20 protein-coding genes are annotated in these 21,248 nt (G+C 41.0%); 1 reads left to right on the forward strand and 19 read right to left on the reverse strand.

The window, feature by feature from the left end; all coding sequences use genetic code 11:
* Positions 1-24: 24 nt before the first annotated feature.
* From nrdR to citZ, 13 genes are all read right to left on the reverse strand, one after another.
* On the reverse strand, positions 25-492 hold the full coding sequence (gene nrdR, locus SporoP32a_RS02840) for a transcriptional regulator NrdR (protein WP_085426533.1): 468 nt from the start codon (positions 490-492) through the stop codon (positions 25-27).
* Between the two features lie 120 nt (positions 493-612).
* The gene (locus SporoP32a_RS02845) at positions 613-1,635 is read right to left on the reverse strand and encodes a glyceraldehyde-3-phosphate dehydrogenase (protein WP_085426534.1); all 1,023 of its coding nucleotides are present in this window, start codon (positions 1,633-1,635) and stop codon (positions 613-615) included.
* A gap of 129 nt (positions 1,636-1,764) precedes the next feature.
* Entirely contained in the window at positions 1,765-2,364 is a 600-nt protein-coding gene (gene coaE / locus SporoP32a_RS02850) for a dephospho-CoA kinase (RefSeq protein ID WP_085426535.1), read from the reverse strand.
* Between the two features lie 12 nt (positions 2,365-2,376).
* Positions 2,377-3,249, reverse strand: a complete 873-nt coding sequence (gene mutM, locus SporoP32a_RS02855; RefSeq protein ID WP_085426536.1) for a bifunctional DNA-formamidopyrimidine glycosylase/DNA-(apurinic or apyrimidinic site) lyase — start codon at positions 3,247-3,249, stop codon at positions 2,377-2,379.
* 10 nt (positions 3,250-3,259) lie between these two features.
* The gene (polA, locus tag SporoP32a_RS02860; RefSeq protein WP_085426537.1) at positions 3,260-5,884 is read right to left on the reverse strand and encodes a DNA polymerase I; all 2,625 of its coding nucleotides are present in this window, start codon (positions 5,882-5,884) and stop codon (positions 3,260-3,262) included.
* A 98-nt stretch (positions 5,885-5,982) separates the two neighbouring features.
* Positions 5,983-7,008, reverse strand: a complete 1,026-nt coding sequence (hflC, locus tag SporoP32a_RS02865; RefSeq protein WP_085426538.1) for a protease modulator HflC — start codon at positions 7,006-7,008, stop codon at positions 5,983-5,985.
* On the reverse strand, positions 7,005-7,982 hold the full coding sequence (gene hflK, locus SporoP32a_RS02870; protein ID WP_085426539.1) for an FtsH protease activity modulator HflK: 978 nt from the start codon (positions 7,980-7,982) through the stop codon (positions 7,005-7,007). Before hflK ends, hflC begins: the two co-directional genes overlap by 4 nt.
* Positions 7,983-8,051: 69 nt before the next feature.
* The gene (gene pnpS, locus SporoP32a_RS02875; RefSeq protein WP_085426540.1) at positions 8,052-9,467 is read right to left on the reverse strand and encodes a two-component system histidine kinase PnpS; all 1,416 of its coding nucleotides are present in this window, start codon (positions 9,465-9,467) and stop codon (positions 8,052-8,054) included.
* On the reverse strand, positions 9,468-10,169 hold the full coding sequence (locus tag SporoP32a_RS02880) for a response regulator transcription factor (RefSeq protein WP_085426541.1): 702 nt from the start codon (positions 10,167-10,169) through the stop codon (positions 9,468-9,470).
* Entirely contained in the window at positions 10,159-10,644 is a 486-nt protein-coding gene (locus tag SporoP32a_RS02885; RefSeq protein WP_085426542.1) for a MaoC/PaaZ C-terminal domain-containing protein, read from the reverse strand. Before SporoP32a_RS02885 ends, SporoP32a_RS02880 begins: the two co-directional genes overlap by 11 nt.
* 149 nt (positions 10,645-10,793) lie before the next feature.
* A complete protein-coding gene (gene mdh, locus SporoP32a_RS02890) occupies positions 10,794-11,732 on the reverse strand; it encodes a malate dehydrogenase (RefSeq protein ID WP_085426543.1) in 939 nt (312 codons plus the stop codon).
* A 69-nt stretch (positions 11,733-11,801) separates the two neighbouring features.
* The gene (gene icd, locus SporoP32a_RS02895; protein ID WP_085426544.1) at positions 11,802-13,070 is read right to left on the reverse strand and encodes an NADP-dependent isocitrate dehydrogenase; all 1,269 of its coding nucleotides are present in this window, start codon (positions 13,068-13,070) and stop codon (positions 11,802-11,804) included.
* 71 nt (positions 13,071-13,141) lie between these two features.
* Positions 13,142-14,257 (reverse strand): citrate synthase, encoded by a 1,116-nt coding sequence (gene citZ, locus SporoP32a_RS02900; RefSeq protein WP_085426545.1) that lies wholly within the window; start codon positions 14,255-14,257, stop codon positions 13,142-13,144.
* Positions 14,258-14,440: 183 nt separating this feature from the next.
* Here citZ and SporoP32a_RS02905 point away from each other — a divergent pair, with 183 nt between their 5' ends.
* The gene (locus SporoP32a_RS02905) at positions 14,441-15,406 is read left to right on the forward strand and encodes an AI-2E family transporter (protein WP_232319621.1); all 966 of its coding nucleotides are present in this window, start codon (positions 14,441-14,443) and stop codon (positions 15,404-15,406) included.
* On the opposite strand, the gene SporoP32a_RS02910 is transcribed toward SporoP32a_RS02905, so the two are convergent.
* From SporoP32a_RS02910 to SporoP32a_RS02935, 6 genes are all read right to left on the reverse strand, one after another.
* Positions 15,399-15,782, reverse strand: coding sequence for an FxsA family protein (locus SporoP32a_RS02910; protein WP_085426547.1), 384 nt, complete (start codon positions 15,780-15,782; stop codon positions 15,399-15,401). The two genes, SporoP32a_RS02905 and SporoP32a_RS02910, sit on opposite strands and share 8 nt — an antisense overlap.
* Positions 15,783-15,840: 58 nt before the next feature.
* Positions 15,841-17,601 (reverse strand): pyruvate kinase, encoded by a 1,761-nt coding sequence (pyk, locus tag SporoP32a_RS02915; RefSeq protein WP_085426548.1) that lies wholly within the window; start codon positions 17,599-17,601, stop codon positions 15,841-15,843.
* A gap of 38 nt (positions 17,602-17,639) precedes the next feature.
* Complete coding sequence (gene pfkA / locus SporoP32a_RS02920) at positions 17,640-18,599, reverse strand: 6-phosphofructokinase (protein WP_085426549.1); 960 nt, start codon at positions 18,597-18,599, stop codon at positions 17,640-17,642.
* Positions 18,600-18,662: 63 nt separating this feature from the next.
* A complete protein-coding gene (locus tag SporoP32a_RS02925; RefSeq protein ID WP_085426550.1) occupies positions 18,663-19,616 on the reverse strand; it encodes an acetyl-CoA carboxylase carboxyltransferase subunit alpha in 954 nt (317 codons plus the stop codon).
* Complete coding sequence (gene accD, locus SporoP32a_RS02930; protein WP_420542310.1) at positions 19,613-20,434, reverse strand: acetyl-CoA carboxylase, carboxyltransferase subunit beta; 822 nt, start codon at positions 20,432-20,434, stop codon at positions 19,613-19,615. The genes SporoP32a_RS02925 and accD overlap by 4 nt, the downstream gene beginning before the upstream one ends.
* A gap of 47 nt (positions 20,435-20,481) precedes the next feature.
* Positions 20,482-21,144 (reverse strand): FadR/GntR family transcriptional regulator, encoded by a 663-nt coding sequence (locus SporoP32a_RS02935; protein ID WP_085426552.1) that lies wholly within the window; start codon positions 21,142-21,144, stop codon positions 20,482-20,484.
* Between the last annotated feature and the right edge of the window lie 104 nt (positions 21,145-21,248).

The following is a 21,248-nucleotide window of genomic DNA, read 5'->3' on the forward strand; positions in this document are numbered from 1 at the left end:
CGCCTCCCCTTCTAGTTAAACGCCTTACTTTTGTTCATCTTTCCTGTTTTGTAATTGTTGTAATTCGTCAATAAAGACTGTGATGTCTTTGTAATGGCGATAGACAGATGCGAATCGAACATACGCTACCTCATCTACATCCACTAAGCGTTCCATCACCATTTCGCCTACTTGTTCAGAATCTATTTCGACATTTCCTGAGCTTCTCAGTTCTTTTTCGATAGAAACTACGATTTCTTTTAATTGTTCAATCGGGACCGCACGCTTTTCGCAAGCGCGAATTAACCCTCTCAGCAACTTTTCACCGCTGAATTCTTCGCGTGTCTTATCTTTCTTTACGACAACTAAGGGAGAATGCTCCACTTTTTCAAATGTAGTGAAACGAAAACTGCATTTTTCGCATTCACGTCTTCTTCGAATTGAATGGTTTTCTTCCGCAGGCCGTGAATCAATCACGCGTGTTCCGTTGTAGTGACAAGCTGGACATAACATAGTTAGTTCCTCCGCATATTCATTAGTACTTTTCATTATAACAGAAACTATCCGTACAACAACAAACGGACATAGAAAAGCACTTCATCTCGTAAGATGAAGTGCCAATTCATTCATTAATTAAGAAGTTACTTTGTCCGTTAATGCAGCAGCGACTTTTTTCGCCAATTGCACAACACGAGCTGAATAACCCCACTCATTGTCATACCAAGCAAGTACTTTGATTTTACGATCGCCCATAACCATGGTAGAAAGTCCATCAAGTGTTGCAGATTCTGTTGTCGTATTGAAGTCGATCGAGACAAGTGGTTCAGTAGTAAAGCGAAGAATGCCTTTCATCGAGCCTTCTGCTGCTTTACGGAACGCATTGTTTACTTCTTCAACCGTCACATCTTTCTCAACGTCTACTACTAAATCCACTAACGAAACGTTCGGTGTTGGGATACGTAGTGCCAAGCCGTGGATCTTCCCTTGAAGCTCAGGTAGTACGAGCGACAAAGCTTTTGCAGCGCCTGTTGATGTTGGAATGATAGACTCACCACAAGAACGCGCACGACGTAAATCTTTATGAGGGTTGTCTAGGTTCTTCTGATCATTTGTATACGCATGTACAGTTGTCATGAGGCCGTTTACGATACCAAATTCATCATTCAATACTTTTGCGACCGGCGCCAAACAGTTTGTTGTACAACTTGCGTTTGAAATTACACTATGTTTTTCAACATCTAATTTGTCGTCATTCACTCCGAGAACGATTGTTACATCTTCATTTTTACCTGGAGCCGTTAAAATTACTTTCTTCGCTCCTGATTCCAAATGAAGTGCAGCTTTTTCGCGTGAGTTGAATACACCTGTTGATTCGATCACGATATCTACACCAAGTTCTTTCCAAGGCAATTTCGAAGGGTCGCGCTCAGTAATCAGTTGTACACGTTTACCGTCAACAACGATTGCGTTTTCTTCCGCTATAATCTCACCATCGAACACGCCATGTGTTGAGTCATATTTTAAAAGATGTGCAATAGTTTCTGCTGGATATGTAGCATTTACCGCAACTAGATTCACATCATCTTCCTTAATAATTTGACGGAATACCATTCGTCCAATACGGCCGAGTCCATTAATAGCAATTTTTGTAGTCATGAAAGGGATCCTCCTGCATATATGTTATATGTTATACTTTATATCTTTAATCGTTCATTAGTATAACACATATTATCGTTATGCCAACACTATTGCATCATAAATCTACAATTTAATTTCCCAACGTAATTATTTGGCTACAGCTTGCCATTTTTCTAGGATGTTTTCCAACTGTTTTTGAGTTTCTTCCACCGTATCGTTGTTATGAATAACCGCATCCGCACCTTGTTCTTTGATGCTCATATCCAATTGGGAGGCAATTCTAGCATCTGCCTCCGCTTCCGTTAGTTCATTGCGCGCGATCAGTCTCTGCTTTTGAATTTCCTTCGTGACAGAAACAACGATAATTCTTTCTACATAGTCATGGAGTTTGCTTTCAAAAAGTAATGGAATGTCCATGATGACAGTTTGATAGCCTTGGTTTACATAGTCTTCCTTTTGTTTGACCATTTGGCTTCTAATTGCAGGATGCATCAATTCATTTAACTGTTGCCTTTTTGTTTCATCACCGAAAACAATTGCTCCGAGCTGTTCACGATTTAGCGTTCCATCTTCTCGCAACACATCTGCACCGAATGTTTGCTGGATCTTATCTAGCAATGGGCTGCCTGGTTCTACAACTTCTCTCGCAATGACATCCGCATCCACAATTGGATATCCTTTTTCACGCAACATATTGGCCACGGTACTTTTTCCGCTCGCTATACTTCCTGTTAATCCAATTATCATATTCATCGCTCCTTATTTCTGGCAAGATGGGCAATAGACAGACGTTCTGCCCGCAATTTGTTTACTTTTTGTCGGTGTGTCACATTCCAAGCATGTTTTTTTCCCATACATATGCAGCCGATTTTGCATCGTACCTGCGTTGCCATTAACTGAACGGTAATCGGATATCGTACTGCCGCCTGCATCAATACTTTCTTGCAAAACTCGTACGATTTCTTCGAATAATAATATTTTGCGCTTTCTGCTAATCCTTTCGGCAGAACGAGCAGGATGAATTTTCATATGGAATAATGCTTCTGTAGCGTAAATATTACCGCATCCTGAGATCACTTTCCCATCCATAATTACTTCTTTGATCGGTTTTCTTTTATACTTCGGAGTTTCTGCCATCGATAAAAAATGTTCCAGTGCTTCATCAGAAAAAGGTTCTGGTGCCATCTCTAACAAAGGAGGAAAATCTTCTTCAGTCTGCAAAAGGCGCATTTCACCGAATCTTCGTATATCTGAGTAGACTAGTAAACCGCCATCTTCCATTTCTAAAAAGACATGCGCATGTTTGCGAAATTTCTCTTCTGTAATTTCATCAGGAGAATTTACGACAAACCAAGCGCCCGTCATGCCAAGATGGCTGACGAGCAAGTATGGTTGATTTTCTTTCATCAAATGAAAATAAATATATTTACTGCGACGCACAATTTTCTCGATTTGCATATTTTCCATACCGTGAAGAAAGTCGTCTACAGATTTCCCTTTAATAATCGTTTCTTTTCCAGCTGTTTTAGAAGTGACGACGGTATCCGATACAGATAGTTGCTTCACCGTCCGTCCTTCCACGAGTGGCGCAAGATCTCGCACCACTCCTTCTACTTCCGGTAGTTCTGGCATGTATATCCACTCACTTTGTTTCGTACCAAGACTTGCCATAATTCCAATCGACTTTCAATGGAACGTCAAGTTGGATTGTTTGTTCCATGACTTCCGGTACGATTTCTTTTAATTTTTCCAGTTCGTCCAAAGGTGCTTCAAAGATTAATTCATCATGCACTTGAAGGAGCATTCGTGCTTGCATATTTTCTTTTTCGAGTCTGGCATCCATATCGATCATTGCTTGCTTAATGATGTCTGCTGCAGTCCCTTGAATCGGCGTGTTCATCGCTGTACGTTCAGCAAAGCCACGCAAGTTGAAATTGGAACTTGTAATATCCGGCAAATACCGTCTGCGTTTCAAAAGTGTCGTTACATAGCCTTTTAGCTTGGCATCCGTAATACTGTCATCCATGTATTGCTTGACGCCTGGGAAGCTCGCCAAATACGTATCGATAAATTCCCCTGCTTCTTTACGAGTAATATTTAAACTTTGTGATAATCCATAATCACTGATTCCATAGACAATACCAAAGTTGACGGCTTTTGCTGCGCGACGCATATTGCTATCGACTTCTTCTTGCTTGACACCAAAAACATCCATTGCGGTTTTCGTATGAATATCCGCACCTTGCCGGAATGCTTCAATCAATTTTTCATCTTGCGAAATATGTGCAAGTACACGCAATTCAATTTGTGAATAGTCGGCCGCAAACATAATCCATTCTGTTTCTGATGGAATGAATGCCGCACGTATTTTACGTCCTTCTTCTAAACGGATCGGGATGTTCTGCAAGTTCGGATTGATCGAGCTCAATCTCCCCGTCTGTGTTAAAGCCTGTTGGAAACGTGTGTGGATCTTTCCGTCTTCATGGATCTCTTTCGTTAGTCCTTCAATATATGTTGAATTTAATTTACCAAGCTGTCGATATAATAAAATATGTTGAATGATTTCATGTTCACTTTCAAGCTTCTCTAGCACATCCGCAGCTGTTGAGTAACCTGTCTTTGTTTTCTTGATCGGAGTTAAACCGATTTTCTCAAACAGAATAACGCCCAGCTGTTTAGGCGAGTTGATATTGAATTTCTCACCAGCCATTTCGTAAATCGTCTTCTCAATGACTGCGAGACGTTCCGATAGCTGTTCTCCGATCGTTGCTAGCACATCCACATCCGTTTTCACACCGGTTACTTCCATTTTACCTAGGATCTTTGCCAAAGGTAGTTCCAAGTCATGGAACAAGTCTTGCTGTTCATTGTCTTCTAACTGTTTTGTGACGATTGGGAACAGTTCCCACACTGCATGTGCTTTTCGCGCGGTATGGATGGCAAGTTGTTCAGATGCCGGTACAGTCCGTTTAGCACCTTTGCCATAGACTGCTTCATCGCTTTCTACACCATGGTAGCCAAATGAACGTGCGATTTCAGAGACTTCATTCGTTGAAAATGAAGGATTGACGATGTACGCCGCCAGCATGAGATCGAATTCTGCACCGTTTAGTTCCATGCCAAGTCGTGCAATCGCTGCATAGGCTGATTTAGAATCCGAAACGTATTTACGAGTAGCATGATCAGAGATCCAGTTCTTAAAGAGATCAGAGGATGTAGCTAATTCTATAGAAAGAAAGTACGTATCTGTTTCATTCGATAGTCCAATACCTAAAATATCTTCGGATAAATAATTATCCCCATCTATTTCGACATGTAGAGACATCGTATCCGTCAGCATCGCTGAAGTAATTTCTTCTACAGTGTGAACGGCAATTTCTTCTAGTGGTTGAACTTCGATAGGTGCATCCATCTTTTCAAGTAATGATTTAAATTGTAACTCTTTATAAAGCTGGATAACTTCTTCTTCATTACGACCCGCATAGTCCAAATCGTTCAATGACACCGTAATCGGCGCATGTACTTCAATCGTCGCAAGTTCTTTACTCATGAATGCTTGATCTTTATTATTCACAAGATTTTCTTTCATTTTCTTTGCGGTGATTTGATCAATCGATTCATAGACTTTTTCGACGGAACCGTATTCCTTCAATAATTTCAATGCCGTCTTTTCACCAATTCCAGGCACGCCGGGGATATTATCAGATGCATCGCCCATCAAACCTTTCATATCGATGATTTGTAACGGTGCAATTCCGTATTTTTCTTCGATATGCGCTGGTGTGTATTTTTCGAGATCGGTAATACCTTTTCTTGTAATACATACTGTCGTCTGATCATTCGCAAGTTGTGTTAAGTCTTTATCACCTGAGATGATGACAACTTCTGCTTCAGCATCACTGCACTCCCTGCTCAATGTACCGATAATGTCGTCCGCTTCATACAAGTCAAGTTCATACTGTGTAATTCCGAATGCTTCAATGAGTTTACGAATGTACGGGAATTGTTCCGATAACTCTGGTGGGGTTTTTTGACGTCCACCTTTATATTCCGTATACGTACTGTGGCGGAATGTCGTTTTCCCTGCATCCCACGCCACAATCACATGCGTCGGTTCTTCATTGGCTAAGATAGTCTCCAACATCATCGTAAAACCGTATACCGCATTTGTATGAACACCTTTTTCATTCGTTAATAAAGGTAAAGCAAAAAATGCACGGTATGCTAAGCTGTTTCCATCCAATAAGACGACTTTCTGTTTTGTCAAAATTCATCCCACTCCTTCATGTTCGTCACTATAAAAAAACGTCATTTTCATTTAGTTTACCACGTTTGGCAACTCTAATGAAAATGACGCACTTATGATTACTCCATATTGCCTGTTAATAGCTTGGCATACGGTGAATCTGCCGGAAGAATGATCATCGTTTCATCATTCACGACTTTTGTATAAGACTGAAGTGTTCTATACAGTTTATAAAACTCAGGATCTTTTGCATACGCGTTGTTATAGATTTTTGCAGCTTCTGCTTCACCTTGCGCCGTTACAATTGCTGCTTCTTTTTTTGCTTTTGCTAGCATTTCTTGCACTTCACGATCTGTTTCTGCTTCAATCTTCTGCTTCTCTGCATCCCCTTCTGAGAGGTATGATTGAGCAGTCGAATCACGTTCTGAAATCATCCGTGTATAGATCGATTGTTCGTTTTCTTCCGGTAAGTCGATGCGCTTCATACGGACATCCACTACTTTGATTCCGTAGTTGCCATCATCCAAGAATTTATTTACTTTTGCTGTGACATCGTCATTTAAACTTCCGCGAGAAGAATCTTCGTCATTGACAACATTGACGTAATCTAGACGTCCCATTTCATTTCGTACAACAGAGTAAATAAACTCTTCCATTCTCGCTTCCGCATTGACGATATTACGTGCGTTCGAAATCATTTTTGCTGGATCTGTAATATGCCATATTGCATAATTATCAATGATGATCCGCTTCTTATCTTTTGTATTGATTTCAGCTTCTGACACGTTAGAAGTCATACGGTTTTTCGGCAATGTACTAACACTTTGAATGAACGGTATTTTCATATTCATACCAGGTTTTTCGATAATTCGTGTAATCTCACCAAACTGACGGACGACACGGTACTCATTCTCTTTTACGATAAATAAGTTGGATAACAGAATAACAAGAATCGCAAAAACTACTGTTAGCGAGATAATGAGTTTCGTATACTTTTTCATATCAAATGCTTTTTTCGGTCGCATCTGTGTAACTTTAGGATCTGATTCCGGCCCTGGCTTCTGTGCACTTCTTTTTTGATCAGTTTCCCCCATCTTCTTGAGGGCATCTTCTATCTTTTTGAAAGGGTTTTGTTCGTTACTCATGAAGCTTTCCCTCCTTTTTCAGCTGACGTATCCTTTTCTTCAGTAACCGGCGGCTGATCTTTTTGCAATTGCTGGAGTGGTAAGTACTTCATCGTTTCTCCGCTATCATTCATAATATAAAGATTCGCTTTAGGAAGAACTTGCTCCAATGTCTCTAGAATCAGACGCTCACGTGTGATGTCTTTACTTTTTGCATATTCATTATACAAATCGGTGAATACCGCTACATCACCACGTGCTTGTTCAATACGCGCAGTCTTTTTCCCTTGTGCTTGTGATTTGATCGCATCACGTTCACCAATTGCTTCTTTCGTTCTCTGGTTTTCATATTTCTTCGCTTCGTTAATTTTTGTATTCTTCGTTTCACGCGCATCCGTTACAGCGGTAAATGCCGCACGTACTTCTGCGTTCGGTAATTCAACGTCTTGCAATTTTACGCCTTGTACTGCGACACCGATATCATATTTCTCTACTAAACTAGTCAATAAATCACGTGTCTTCGCTTCAATTTCAGCTTTTCCGTCCGTTAACGCGGCATCGATTGTGGAACTACCGATAACAGAACGAATAGAAGCAGATGCTGCATCTCTTAAGATTTCAATAGGATCTTCTGCATTGAATAAATACTTCTTCGGATCCACAATACGCCATTGTACTGTTAGATCGGTCAGAACGATATATTCATCACCTGTAATCATCTTCGTTTCCTTATCTACGATTTCACCCGATTTATCTTGCTTGTAACCGAAATGGATACTATACGTTTCCTTGGATAAAATCTCTGTTTTTTGAATCGGCCACGGCAATTTGAAATGTAGACCTGAGTCCGTTACAGGTGCACCCGCTTGTCCAAATGAAATGACGACAGCTTGTTCAGACTCGTCAACTGTGTACCATGTAGTAAAGACGATCAACAAAAGTAATAATCCAGTGATAAACAAACCGATTGTCACTAGGATCCTTTTTGTGCTCATATCTGTTCCCCCTTTTCTATGTATAACTACTGTACGGAACAGTAGTCAAATAAGTTTCAACTTTCTTTACTACTGTTGTTCATGGATAGGCAAGTGTATGCGGAAAACCGTGCCGACACCGACTTCACTTTCTACTGTGACGATTCCATGATGTGCTTCCACTATGTGTTTAACAATTGCCAGACCTAGCCCTGTCCCGCCTGACTCTCTACTTCTAGCGCGATCTACACGATAAAAACGTTCAAATAAACGTGGTAATTCTGATGGCATGATACCTATTCCTTGATCGCGAACCGTAATTTCCACGTACTCCTCTACTTCTTCCACCAAAACTGTCACTATCGTTTCTTCTTGTGAATAGGCAATCGCATTATTTAATAAATTCACCATCACTTGTACTAAACGATCATGATCGGCAGGAATCATTACTTGTTGCGGAATATGCAAATCGATACGCATATCTTTTTCCTGAACTTTTGCTTGTACAATTTTGATGGATTGCTGAACAACGTCAACCAAATCGACAGGTTTTCGTGTAATTTCAAAACTGCCTCGTTCCATGCTGGACAAGCGCAATAAATCCTCGATCAATAATTGCAAACGATTACTTTCTTTATACATGATCTCCAGGAATTCACGTTTGGTAACAGGATCTTCTACCGCTCCGTCTAGCAACATTTCTGAAAAACCTTTAATAGACGTAACAGGTGTTTTGAGTTCATGAGAGACATTAGCCACAAAATCTTTGCGCACTTGCTCAAGTCGAACTAGCTCTGTAATATCATGCATAATAATCACAATTCCGAGCCAGTTACCATTCTCACCAATTACAGGAGCTCCATATACTTCTAAATGACAAATACCTTCCTCAAGCAATACTTTCGATTGGAATGTACGCACTTCTTCCGTCAAGAAAATCTTTTCAATTTCAATTTCAATATCTGAAGGTAATCCAATATCTTTAAATGTTTTCCCCATCAGTTCTTCACCGTCACGATGAAAAGTTTCTTCAAACACGCGATTGACTAAGTTCACTGCGCCATGTCTGCCGAACATCAGGAGACTACTGCCAATGCTACTAACCAATGTTTTTAAGCGCTCCTGCTCCATTGCACGAAGCGCAAAGTTGCCTTGTAGTTTCTGTGCGACTGTATTGATTGAATTCGTCAGTTGGTAGTTCATCTCACTGTCTTCATTATTTGCTCTTGCCAAGTAATTCCCCTGCGCCAACTGATGCGCAACACCCATGAAGTGGTCAATCGGTTGAACATACTGTTGAATAATCTTCGCCAACACGAACATCATGACTATAAACACTAGGACGAGCGTGAACAGTAAGTAGACCCAATACGTTTGTTGTATGCCCGCATCCACATTTTCTCCGAATAAATGAAAAAATTGTCCTAAGATAATTCCTAGCACAATTAACAGAATGGATAAAATGACCGCGGAAGCCGTTAAGAGTTTTGTATAATAGTTCTTCATCTAGTTTTGCTCCCCGAACTTGTAGCCAACGCCTCTCATTGTTTTGATATAGCGCGGCTTTCTCGTATTTTCTTCGATTTTATCGCGCAGATGACTAACATGTACGTCGACAATTCGTGTATCTCCCGCAAAGTCATAATTCCAGACAGCTTGAAGTAGCTGATCTCGAGTGAATACGCGATGTGGATTCTTCATAAAATAAACGAGCAACTCAAATTCTTTCGGCGTGAACTCGAGTAGTTGGTTATCTAAATAGACTTCCATGCGTTCAGGATAGACTGTCAATTGACCCGCTATCAATTTCTTTTCCACTGTATTCTTACGTTCTCCTGTTCGCCTCAAAACTGCACGTACTCTAGCTGCCACTTCACGGGGACTGAAAGGTTTAGTCATATAATCATCGGCGCCCATTTCAAGTCCAATGATTTTATCCATTTCTTCTCCTTTGGCGGTTAACATAATGATGGGTGTTTCAATGTCTTGTTTTCTCAACATACGGCAGACTTCTAAACCGTCTATTTTGGGCAACATTAAATCCAAAATAATCAAATCGGGGTGTTCATCCAACACTTTTTCTATCGCTTCTTCTCCATCATTCGCAAGTACCGTTACGAAGTTTGCTTGTTGCAATGTAAATTCAATCAGCTTTTGAATGGATTGCTCATCTTCTACAATCAAAATCTTTTGTTGTTTAGTTTCCATCCGCAAGTTCCTGTGTCTGGCTTTGTTTAGAAGGAAGCTTTTGTGGGGCGATGACCACTATTTCTCCACTCATTACTCGCTCACCTTCTTGATCCGTTGCATCCACTTGAATCGTTACTTGGTTCATTGCAACGTCAAGCTTCGTAACTTCTAGGACGAATTCTACAATAGCATAGTGGTAGACCGGTTTAGGGAAATGCAATTGTTGGTTAATGATATGTGCACCTGGTCCCGGCATGTGTTTGGAAATAGCCGCCGTAACAATCCCGGTCAACATGATAGGCGGTACAATCGGCTGTCCATATATCGTCTCCGCTGCATAATCATGTTGTAAATAAAGCGGATTCGCATCGTTTGTCAATCCTAGATACAGCATTAAATCTTTATCCTCGATCTTTTCGGTCAAATGTAGCCTCTCACCTAGATCTAACTCCGTTATATCTTTTCCTATAGCCTTACGTTTGCTTTTCAACAAATAATCTCCTCCTCTATTTCTTCAATCTTCAATGAAAAAGCTGAAAATTACTTCAATAAGTAAATTATAACAATCCGTTCTTCAAAAATCGAGTTAACACGAAAAAAGATCGAACAGCCAAATAGCCGTTCGATCTTCAACCTATACGCTTACACTAGAACACTCATTACAGTACGTACAGAATCAGCAGACTTTTGAAGTCCAATCTTCTCATCGTCAGTTAATTCAAGTTCTATGATTCTTTCAATACCGCCTGCACCTAGAACAGTCGGTACGCCTAGATAAATGCCATTCATGCCATATTCGCCTTCTAAGAATGCGATAGATGGCAATACACGTTTTTGATCTTTCAAAATAGCTTCTGTCATTTCAACTAACGCAGCGGCTGGCGCATAATACGCAGACCCATTGCCTAACAAGTTGACGATTTCAGCTCCACCTTTACGCGTACGATTCACAATTTCTTCTAAGCGACCAGCTGAGATCAAGTTTTCTAATGGTACACCACCAGCAGTAGAATAACGTACTAGAGGTACCATATCGTCTCCGTGCCCACCCAATACGAAGCCCGTCACGTCTTTTACCGACAGGTTTAATTCCTGCGCGACAAACGTACGGAAACGAGCCGTATCAAGTACACCCGATTGACCGATTACACGTTCTTTAGGGAATCCTGATTCTTTGTAGACTGTATACGTCATCGCATCAACCGGATTCGTCAAGACGATGATTTTCGTGTCAGGAGAATACTTCACAATTTCAGCTGTTACGGATTTCATTACTTTTTGATTTGTCTGTACTAAGTCGTCACGGCTCATTCCAGGTTTACGCGCAATACCTGCAGTAATTACCACTACATCAGAATCTTTCGTATCTTCGTAATTGGATGTACCAATGATGTTGGCATCAAACCCTTGAACCGGACCAGCTTCCAACATGTCCAATGCTTTGCCTTTCGTAGGATTTTCCATAGCTGGAATATCTACGATGACGACATCACATAATTCTTTTTGAGCTAAAAGGAATGCAGTTGTTGCTCCAGTAAAACCAGATCCGATAACCGATACTTTTTTACGCTTCAATGACATGCAAAACTCTCCTTTGTCAGAACAATATAGTAGAAAGAGGAGGATTTTCATCCCCCTCTCGTTTACTTCTTATAGGTTTTTGATTAATTCGTCAGCGAATCCAGAAGTGCTTACTTCTTCTGCATTGTCCATTAGACGTGCGAAGTCGTATGTCACTACTTTAGATGCGATAGACTTTTCGATAGAAGCAGTGATTAGATCAGCTGCTTCAGTCCAGCCAAGGTGTTGAAGCATCATAGTGCCTGATAGCAATAGGGATGAAGGGTTAACTTTATCCAGTCCTGCATATTTAGGTGCTGTACCATGAGTCGCTTCAAAGATTGCATGACCTGTTTCGTAGTTAATGTTCGCTCCCGGAGCAATTCCGATTCCGCCTACTTGTGCAGCAAGAGCATCAGAAATATAGTCTCCGTTCAAGTTCATTGTAGCTACTACGTCGAACTCTTTAGGACGAGTAAGGATTTGTTGCAAGAAGATATCAGCAATTGCATCTTTAACGATGATTTTGCCAGCAGCTTCTGCATCAGATTGTGCTTTGTTCGCAGCATCTGTTCCTTCTGCGTCTTTAATGCGGTCATATTGCTTCCAAGTGAATACTTTGTCGCCGAATTCTTCTTCAGCTAACTCGTAAGCCCAGCTTGCGAATGCGCCTTCTGTGAACTTCATAATGTTACCTTTGTGTACAATTGTTAGAGACTTGCGTCCTTCTTCAATTGTATAGTTCATTGCAGCACGTACTAAACGCTTCGTACCTTCTTCAGAAATTGGTTTGATACCAAGACCAGAAGTTTCAGGGAAACGAATATTTTTAACACCTAATTCAGTTTGAAGGAAGTTAACTAATTTTTTCGCTTCGTCAGAACCTTTTTGGTACTCGATCCCAGCATAGATATCTTCAGTGTTTTCACGGAAAATAACCATGTCACAATCCTCAGGACGTTTCACGGGTGAAGGTACTCCTTCGAAATAACGAACCGGACGCAAGCAAGTGTAAAGATCTAGTTCTTGACGTAGTGCTACGTTCAATGAACGGAATCCTCCACCGATCGGCGTAGTAAGTGGCCCTTTAATCGCAATTAGATATTCTTCAATTGTGTCAAGAGTTTCTTTTGGAAGCCAGTCACCAGTTTCGTTGAATGCCTTTTCTCCTGCAAGAACTTCTAACCAATTAATCTTCTTTTTTCCGTCATAAGCTTTTTCAACAGCTGCTTCGATTACGCGTGAAGCTGCATGCCAAATATCCGGACCTGTGCCATCGCCTATAATGAAAGGAATCGTTGCGTGATCTGGGACGTTTAAAACACCGTTAGTTACTGTAATCTTTCCATCATTAGCCATTATTGATATCCTCCTGAGTTCAAAATCAGTGGGCCGGTATACGAGATACCGCCCCACGAATTTACTTTTTTTTATCGTTCATTGATTGGAACATACTTCTGCATGCCTGGTCCAACGTATTCTGCACGTGGGCGGATCAAGCGGTTGTTTTCGTATTGTTCTAGGATATGTGCAATCCATCCTGAAAAACGAGAAACTGCAAAAATAGGTGTGAAAATATCATGATCGATGTCTAATGAATGATATACCGAAGCGGAGTAGAAATCAACATTTGGAGGCAATTTCTTTTCTCCAGTGACAATTGCTTCGATTTGTTCAGACATATTGTACCACTTTTCTTCACCGCGAAGAGTAGTCAATCGCTTAGACATTTCACGTAAGTGCTTCGCACGTGGATCACCTTGACGGTATACACGGTGTCCGAAGCCCATGATTTTTTCTTTGTTAGCAAGCTTTTCACGAATATATGAATCGACCTTATCTTCATCGCCGATTTCCATTAGCATATTCATAACCGCTTCGTTTGCACCGCCGTGTAATGGACCTTTAAGAGCGCCAATTGCAGCAGTTACGCCAGAATACATATCAGATAGAGTCGCTACACAAACACGCGCAGTGAACGTAGATGCGTTCAACTCATGGTCTGCGTGTAGTACAAGTGCTTTATTGAATGCTTCTTCAGCGATATCAGCAGGCTCTTCCCCAGAAAGCATGTAAAGGAAGTTTGCCGCATAGCTTAAACCTTTTTTAGGTGCTACTGGCTCTTGTCCTTTTCTGATACGTGCGAATGCAGTAACTACTGTTGCAACTTTAGCCTGAAGCTTAACTGCTTTCTTGTAGTTTTCTTCTGGTGACATATCTTCCGCTTTTTCATCGTATAATCCTAGAAGCGAGATTGCTGTACGAAGTGCTGCCATTGGATGCACTTTGTCGATTGGGTACGTTTTGAAGTGATCAAGAACCCCTTGTGGAATTTCTGCGTTATCTTCTAACTGCTGTTTCAATTCAGCAAGTTCCTTTTCGTTTGGCAAACGTTTGTGCCAAAGTAAGTAAACTACTTCTTCAAAACTAGCATTTTCTGCCAGATCATCGATGCCGTATCCTACGTATGTAAGAGTGTCATCGATAATGGAACTGATTTGAGTTTGTGCTGCCACGATACCTTCCAAACCTTTTGTTGCTGTCATGATATTCGCTCCTTCTTCCCAGTTTGGTCATCTCCCTGAAGCGGAGTGCAGAACGATGACCATCTGCTAATTATATTTTTATCTAAAACGCTTACAATGACCATTATAAGCAACTTTAACGGTTTTGTGAATGGTAAAGATGTTTTTTATTTATTATTACCCGAAAGGAATGGACAAATCCGTATGATATCCATCGACTCCAAGCGCTTCCAAACCTATGCTCGTCAATGGTTGCCGGCTATATTAATCGTGATTTTCCTTATCGTAATCCCACCTATAGGATTTGCGATAGTTTTCGCTTTCTTCACTGCTCCGCTTATGAATTCTTTAATTGCGCTTACAAAACTGCCGGCTTTTCTAGCTGCTTTACTCATAATGGTGGTGCTTGCCTCTTTAGTATACACCTTTCTATTTCTATCAATCAACGGATTGATTTCTGTCATATGGACAATGGAAGATCAATTAGGTGTAATTATCGAAATGATGGATAGCAAAGGCTGGAATTTACATGCCGCCGCAGAACAATTTATTCAATTAAGTCATGAGGCAATGGAAGGGATCATTAGTTTACTGCAAAAAACGTTCCAGCAGATTTTCAGTACATTTTTATTCATTATCGCGTACTTTTTCGCTTTACGAGAAAGTGCCACCAATCGTTTTTGGTTTTTAGTTTACTTCCCTAAAAACTTCAGACAGGTAGCACGCAAGATTTTTGATAGGTCAAGCCGTTTAATGGGGCATTTCTTCTCGGTCCAAATCCGCTTATTCTTCATGACCTTTATATTGATGGTGATCGGTTTTTGGCTACTTGATTTTGAATCATTCTTAACAAAAGCATTCTTAATATCGTTAGTTGACAGTATTCCATTCCTTGGAATAGGACTAGTATTTCTTCCGATGATTGCTTTTTCTTTCTATATTGATGATATACACATCGCGATCGGCTTATTGGTCCTATACATCGTACTACTCGTCAGTCGTCAGATGGTTGAATCACTTCTTTGGGCACACGCATTTAAATTGCGAACCGTACACTCCTTCATTATTACCGCTTGTGCAGTGTATTTATTCGGGTTATACGGTATCATGTTTTTACCTTTTTTCTTATTTATCGCATTGAAAGTTAAAGAACATCCGACATTTACATAACTCGGATTTGGCCATTACGTATTTTATTGTAAATCCATTTGACGATAAACGGATACAAAATTTTACGTGGACCACTGAACAATAATAATAGTCCTGCAATATCTGTTATGAAACCTGGCATTAATAATAATAAACCACCCAGTAAAATACACACACTGTCGACTAGCGCTTTACCAGGCGTTTCTCTATTGGCCATACGAAACTGTAAATCGCGCCATGCACGCAAACCTTGTTTCTTGGCTAGGTAAGCACCGCCGATACCGGTCGCGATAATAATTAAAATTGTCGGCATGATCCCAAGTGTTTTACCCGAAAACATTAATAATGCCAGTTCAGAAGTTGGCACAATGATGAATAATGCTAGTAACCATTTCATATAGGAACCTCCAAAAAAGACCGCTCTCTCTTTACGAGAAGCGGTCTATATATTTTTATTACAATACTTTTGCGTGACCGTTGTAGATTACACCGCTCGCTGCATCCATTGTAATGTCACTGCCATTCTTAATAACCGATGTAATGTTTTCAGCACCTACGATTACAGGTATACCTAGACTCAAACCAACAACTGCTGCGTGGCTAGTTAGTCCCCCTGTTTCGGTGATGATGCCTGCGCATCGCTCAAGAGCAGCAAACATATCACGATCTGTAGAATGCGTGACAATGATGTCACCATCTTTGATTTGTGTTAATGCTTCTTGTGAGTTCTTGATAATCTTCGCTTTACCGAAGGCGACGTTTTTGCCGATACCTTGGCCGCGACCAATTAAATCCCCAATAACGTGTAATTTCATCAAGTTAGTTGTACCCGCTTTACCGACCGGTACACCTGCAGTGATGATCACTACATCGCCATGAGTGACATATTGGTGTTTAACACTTTCTTCGACTGATTCCTGAAGAATACCGTCGATGTCGAGTGCTTTCTTTCCAACGATTGGATAAACACCCCAAACAAGTGTCAGTTTATTGGAAATCACTTCTGAACGTGTTACCGCAATAATAGGAACACCCGGACGGTACTTCGCGATCATTGTTGCAGTTTGACCACTTTCCGTTGGTGCCAAAATTGCTTTAACATTCAAGTTAAGAGCTGTATAAGAAGCAGCTTGTCCAATTGCTTCTGTAAGATTCCCTTCTTTTTCTCTCGTTCTTGTGGAAACGACAGAATGGAAGTCCATGGATTCTTCAGTAGACAAAGCAATTTTGCACATTACTTTTACAGATTCGACGGGGTACATCCCAGCAGCTGTTTCACCAGAAAGCATGACAGCATCTGAACCGTCTAAAATCGCGTTGGCCACATCACTTGCTTCAGCACGTGTAGGACGTGGGTTTCTTTGCATAGAATCCAGCATTTGTGTCGCTGTAATAACAGGTTTACCATACTGGTTACATTTACGGATCATCATTTTTTGTACCAAAGGAACTTCTTCAGCGGGAATTTCTACTCCTAGATCTCCACGCGCAACCATTAGGCCATCAGACAATTGAAGAATTTCGTCTAGATTGTCTACGCCTTCCTGATTTTCAATCTTTGGTACAATATGGATATGTCCACCATTGTTATTTTCAAGTAATTCACGGATTTGAATAACATCAGTTGCACGACGCACGAATGAAGCTGCGATAAAATCAACGCCCTGCTCAATACCGAACAAGATATCCTCTTTATCTTTATCCGTAATTCCTGGCAATTGCACAGATACATTCGGAACGTTGACACCTTTATTATCTTTTAAAGGGCCTGCGTTAATTACTTTTGTATGAATTAATCCTTTTTCGAGATCTTTGCCTGTTACTTCAAGTTCAATCAAGCCGTCGTCTAAAAGTACGAATGAACCGCGATCGACGTCATGGATTAACTGTTCGTACGTAACAGAAAATGTTTCTGCAGTACCGAGTACTTCTTGCATCGAGATATCTACTGCTTGTCCTCTTACCAACTCGATTTGACCTTCTGTCATTTTATGAGTCCGAATTTCAGGGCCTTTTGTATCGAGCAGGATCCCAACTACTTTTTCTTTTTCAGCTGCCGCTTTGCGGATTCTTTCAATACGTATTCTATGCTCTTCTTGGGTGCCATGGGAGAAGTTCAGGCGTGCAACGTTCATCCCTGCGTCAATCAGTTCTAGCAGTCCTTCGTAAGATTCACTTGCTGGACCGATTGTACACACGATTTTTGTCTTTCTCACTACTTATCGCTCCTCTGCGTCATGTCGACTCTGACTAATTAGATGGATAGTGTTTCTGCCAATTCTAATAATGACAAGTCCAACTTTTCTTGTTTAATAAAGACTTCTTCTAAATTATAGTCTACCACTTTATGATTTCTCATTCCAACAGCAGAACTTGTTTTTCCAGACAATAATGTTTCAACCGCTCTTGCTCCGTATTGGCTGGCAATTACCCGGTCACGTGCGGATGGTGAACCACCACGTTGTATATGTCCTAAAATAGAAACTCGGGTTTCGACTCCCGCTTCTTCTTTCAAAATATCTGCCAACTGTGTAGCAGACATTATACCTTCAGCCAGTACAATAATACTGTGTTTTTTTCCACGACTTGTACTTCGCTTAATCCGATTGACAATAGAGTTCACGTCAAACGGCTTCTCGGGTAATATGATGGATTCGGCACCGCCGCCTAGCCCTGCCCATAATGCTAAATCTCCTGCGTCACGACCCATTACTTCAATAATAAATGAACGCTCGTGGGATGTTGCCGTATCCCGGATTTTATCGATGGCTTCGACGACAGTGTTTAGTGCGGTATCGAACCCAATCGTAAATTCCGTACCGGTTATATCATTATCAATCGTAGCAGGTACACAAGCACACGGAACACCCATTTTAACTAATTCGTACGCTCCTCTAAATGAGCCGTCCCCACCAATGACTACCACTCCATCGATACCATGGAGCTTGATTTGTGCAAGAGCTTTCGCGCGACCTTCTTCCGTCATAAACTCCGGGCATCTAGCGGATCGCAGTACAGTTCCACCGCGCTGGATAATATCTCCAACAGAGCCAAGTTGGAATTGCTCAATTTTGCCATCAATCAACCCTTGATAGCCATTGAATACACCAGAAACTTCCAATCCTTCAAAAATTGCTTTTCTGACTACGGAACGAATTGCCGCATTCATTCCCGGTGCATCGCCACCACTTGTTAAGACCGCAATTTTTTTCATGTCGATCCCATCCTTTAATCATGACTTGTATGTACGAGCAAAAGACGCGGTTGCCCGCATCTTTTATTCCGAAAACACGCCAATGCTCCGGAATTTATTGTATCGGTTATCAATCAATTCTTCTGATGATAAATCGCATAATTCCTTCAATGATCTACGTATAGTACAACGGATCTCAATAGCCTGTTTGTTCGCATCACGATGTGCACCACCAAGTACTTCAGGAATGATTTCATCAATGATATTCATATCTTTCAAATCGGGTGCAGTGATTTTCATCGCTTCCGCCGCCTGTTTAGCAAGTGATGGATCTTTCCACAAGATAGAAGCTGCGCCTTCAGGCGAAATTACAGAGTACGTGGAGTTTTCAAGCATATGGATATGATTTGCAACTCCTAGAGCCAACGCACCCCCACTGCCCCCTTCTCCAATAACGATTGAAATCACAGGAACTTTCAAGCCTGCCATTTCAACGAGATTGCGAGCAATCGCTTCACTTTGTCCACGTTCTTCTGCCGCCTTACCAGGATACGCACCTTTCGTATCAATGAAACAGATAATAGGACGATTGAACTTTTCCGCTTGTTTCATCAGACGAAGTGCTTTACGGTACCCTTCAGGATGTGGCATACCGAAGTTGCGTTTAACATTTTCTTTCGTATCTTTACCGCGCTGATGTCCGATAATTGTAATAGGCGTTTCTTCGAATGAAGCAATTCCGCCTATTATGGCTTCGTCATCTCCAAAGTTGCGGTCGCCATGAAACTCAAGGAAGTCTTCAAACAAACGAGTAATATAATCTTTCGTTGTAGGTCTTTCCGGATGCCGAGCTACTTGTACACGATCCCACGGCTCCATGCCTTCATAGATATCTTTTTCTAACTTCGACAGGCGATTTTTCAGATTGACAATTTCAGAAGAAAGATCTACGTCATTCATTGCTGTATACTCTTCTAATTCATTGATTTTTTCACGCAATTTTACGATAGGTTCTTCAAATGCGAGTGTTTTACTCATACAATTTCGATCTCCTTCCGTGCGTGAAGGCTCAGGATTTTATTCATCACTTCAGGCATTTCATTGCGATGAACTACCGCATCCAATTGCCCGTGACTCAATAAAAACTCTGCTGTCTGGAAATCTTCCGGCAGTTTTTCACGTACTGTTTGTTCAATTACGCGACGTCCCGCGAACCCTATTAGAGCTTTTGGCTCTGCCAAGTTGATATCTCCAACTGAAGCGAAACTAGCCGATACGCCACCTGTCGTCGGGTATGTCATAATAGAAATATACAATAAGCCTTTGTTGGCATGTCTTTCAAGGGCTACACTTACTTTAGCCATTTGCATTAGACTAATGACGCCTTCTTGCATACGGGCACCGCCACTTGCCGAGAAGATCAACATAGGAATTCCTAATTCAGTAGCTTTCTCTACAGCTCTTGTGATCTTTTCCCCAACTACCGAACCCATGGAACCCATACGGAAATGCGCATCCATCACAGCAACAGCTACTCGGTTCTCTTGAATGGTTCCGACACCAGTAAGCACGGCTTCGTTGAGTCCAGTTGCTAATGCGTCTTTTTCAACTTTTTCTGTATAAGCAGGGAAATTTAGCGGATTCTCTGTCTTTAAATGATTATCCATTGATTCAAAGCTGCCTTCGTCAAATAAATGATCGATTCGTTCTTGCGCCGTCATTTTATAATGATGCTGACAAGAAGGGCAAACTTTACCGTTCTTCAACAAGTCCTTTGTCAAAATTACATGCTTACACTCGGGACATTTTGTCATGATTCCTTCTGGTACATCTGCTTTACTTTGAGCAGACGGCATTGTATGTTGGTCAACTTTTGGTTTCTTTTTAAATAATTGCTTGATACTCATTCCGTTCCCCTTCTTTCTCCCTCAACTTGATGCATCCATTTTTCATACCAAGTTAAGGCTTTTTCCGTATTACCTGCCATTATTTCGTCCAGCAGTTCATGCACAGTTACTATTTCTTCATCTGTTGCAATAGCTACATCGAAAGAAACGCCACTATACTGTTTCAATAAAAACCAAATTTTCAAGGAGAGTCGATTCTCAGTAGCGACAATAGTTTCGCGCACTATATCTTCACGCAAAAACACAGACTCTTCTTCTCGCAATTTACTTTGCATGCCTTTCCATACAGGCAGCATACGCAGTTCTTCATTTTCTGTAACCGTTGTAATAGCTGCGCGTTCATGAATCATCCTTGTATCAACTACATCTTGGATAGATCGCGCTTGCTGCATAATAAACGTCGAGAGAACTTCCACTAACTGATGTTTTTTGAAATCGGATAGAAATGTTCCTTCGCCTCGTCTTGTTTCAATGAGGCCAAGCAATTCCATACTTCGTAACGCCTCGCGTACTGCCGTTCTGCTTACTTGCAGCTTTTCCGCCAGATGACGTTCAGATGGTAACTTATCGCCATACTCGATTTTTTGTTCGCTAATCAGTAATTGTAGTTCTCCGATAATATCCAAAAAACGCTTGGATGATGATTGTGGATTTTGCATGAGGAGAACTCCTTTTTCGTTCCATAAACAGAGTGGTCTGACCACCCTGCATACTAGCATACAAAAAAGTCGGCACTACGTAAAGCAATATCTTGAAATTACAA

The sequence above is a fragment of the Sporosarcina ureae genome, from assembly GCF_002109325.1.
GTDB classification, from domain to species: domain Bacteria; phylum Bacillota; class Bacilli; order Bacillales_A; family Planococcaceae; genus Sporosarcina; species Sporosarcina ureae_C.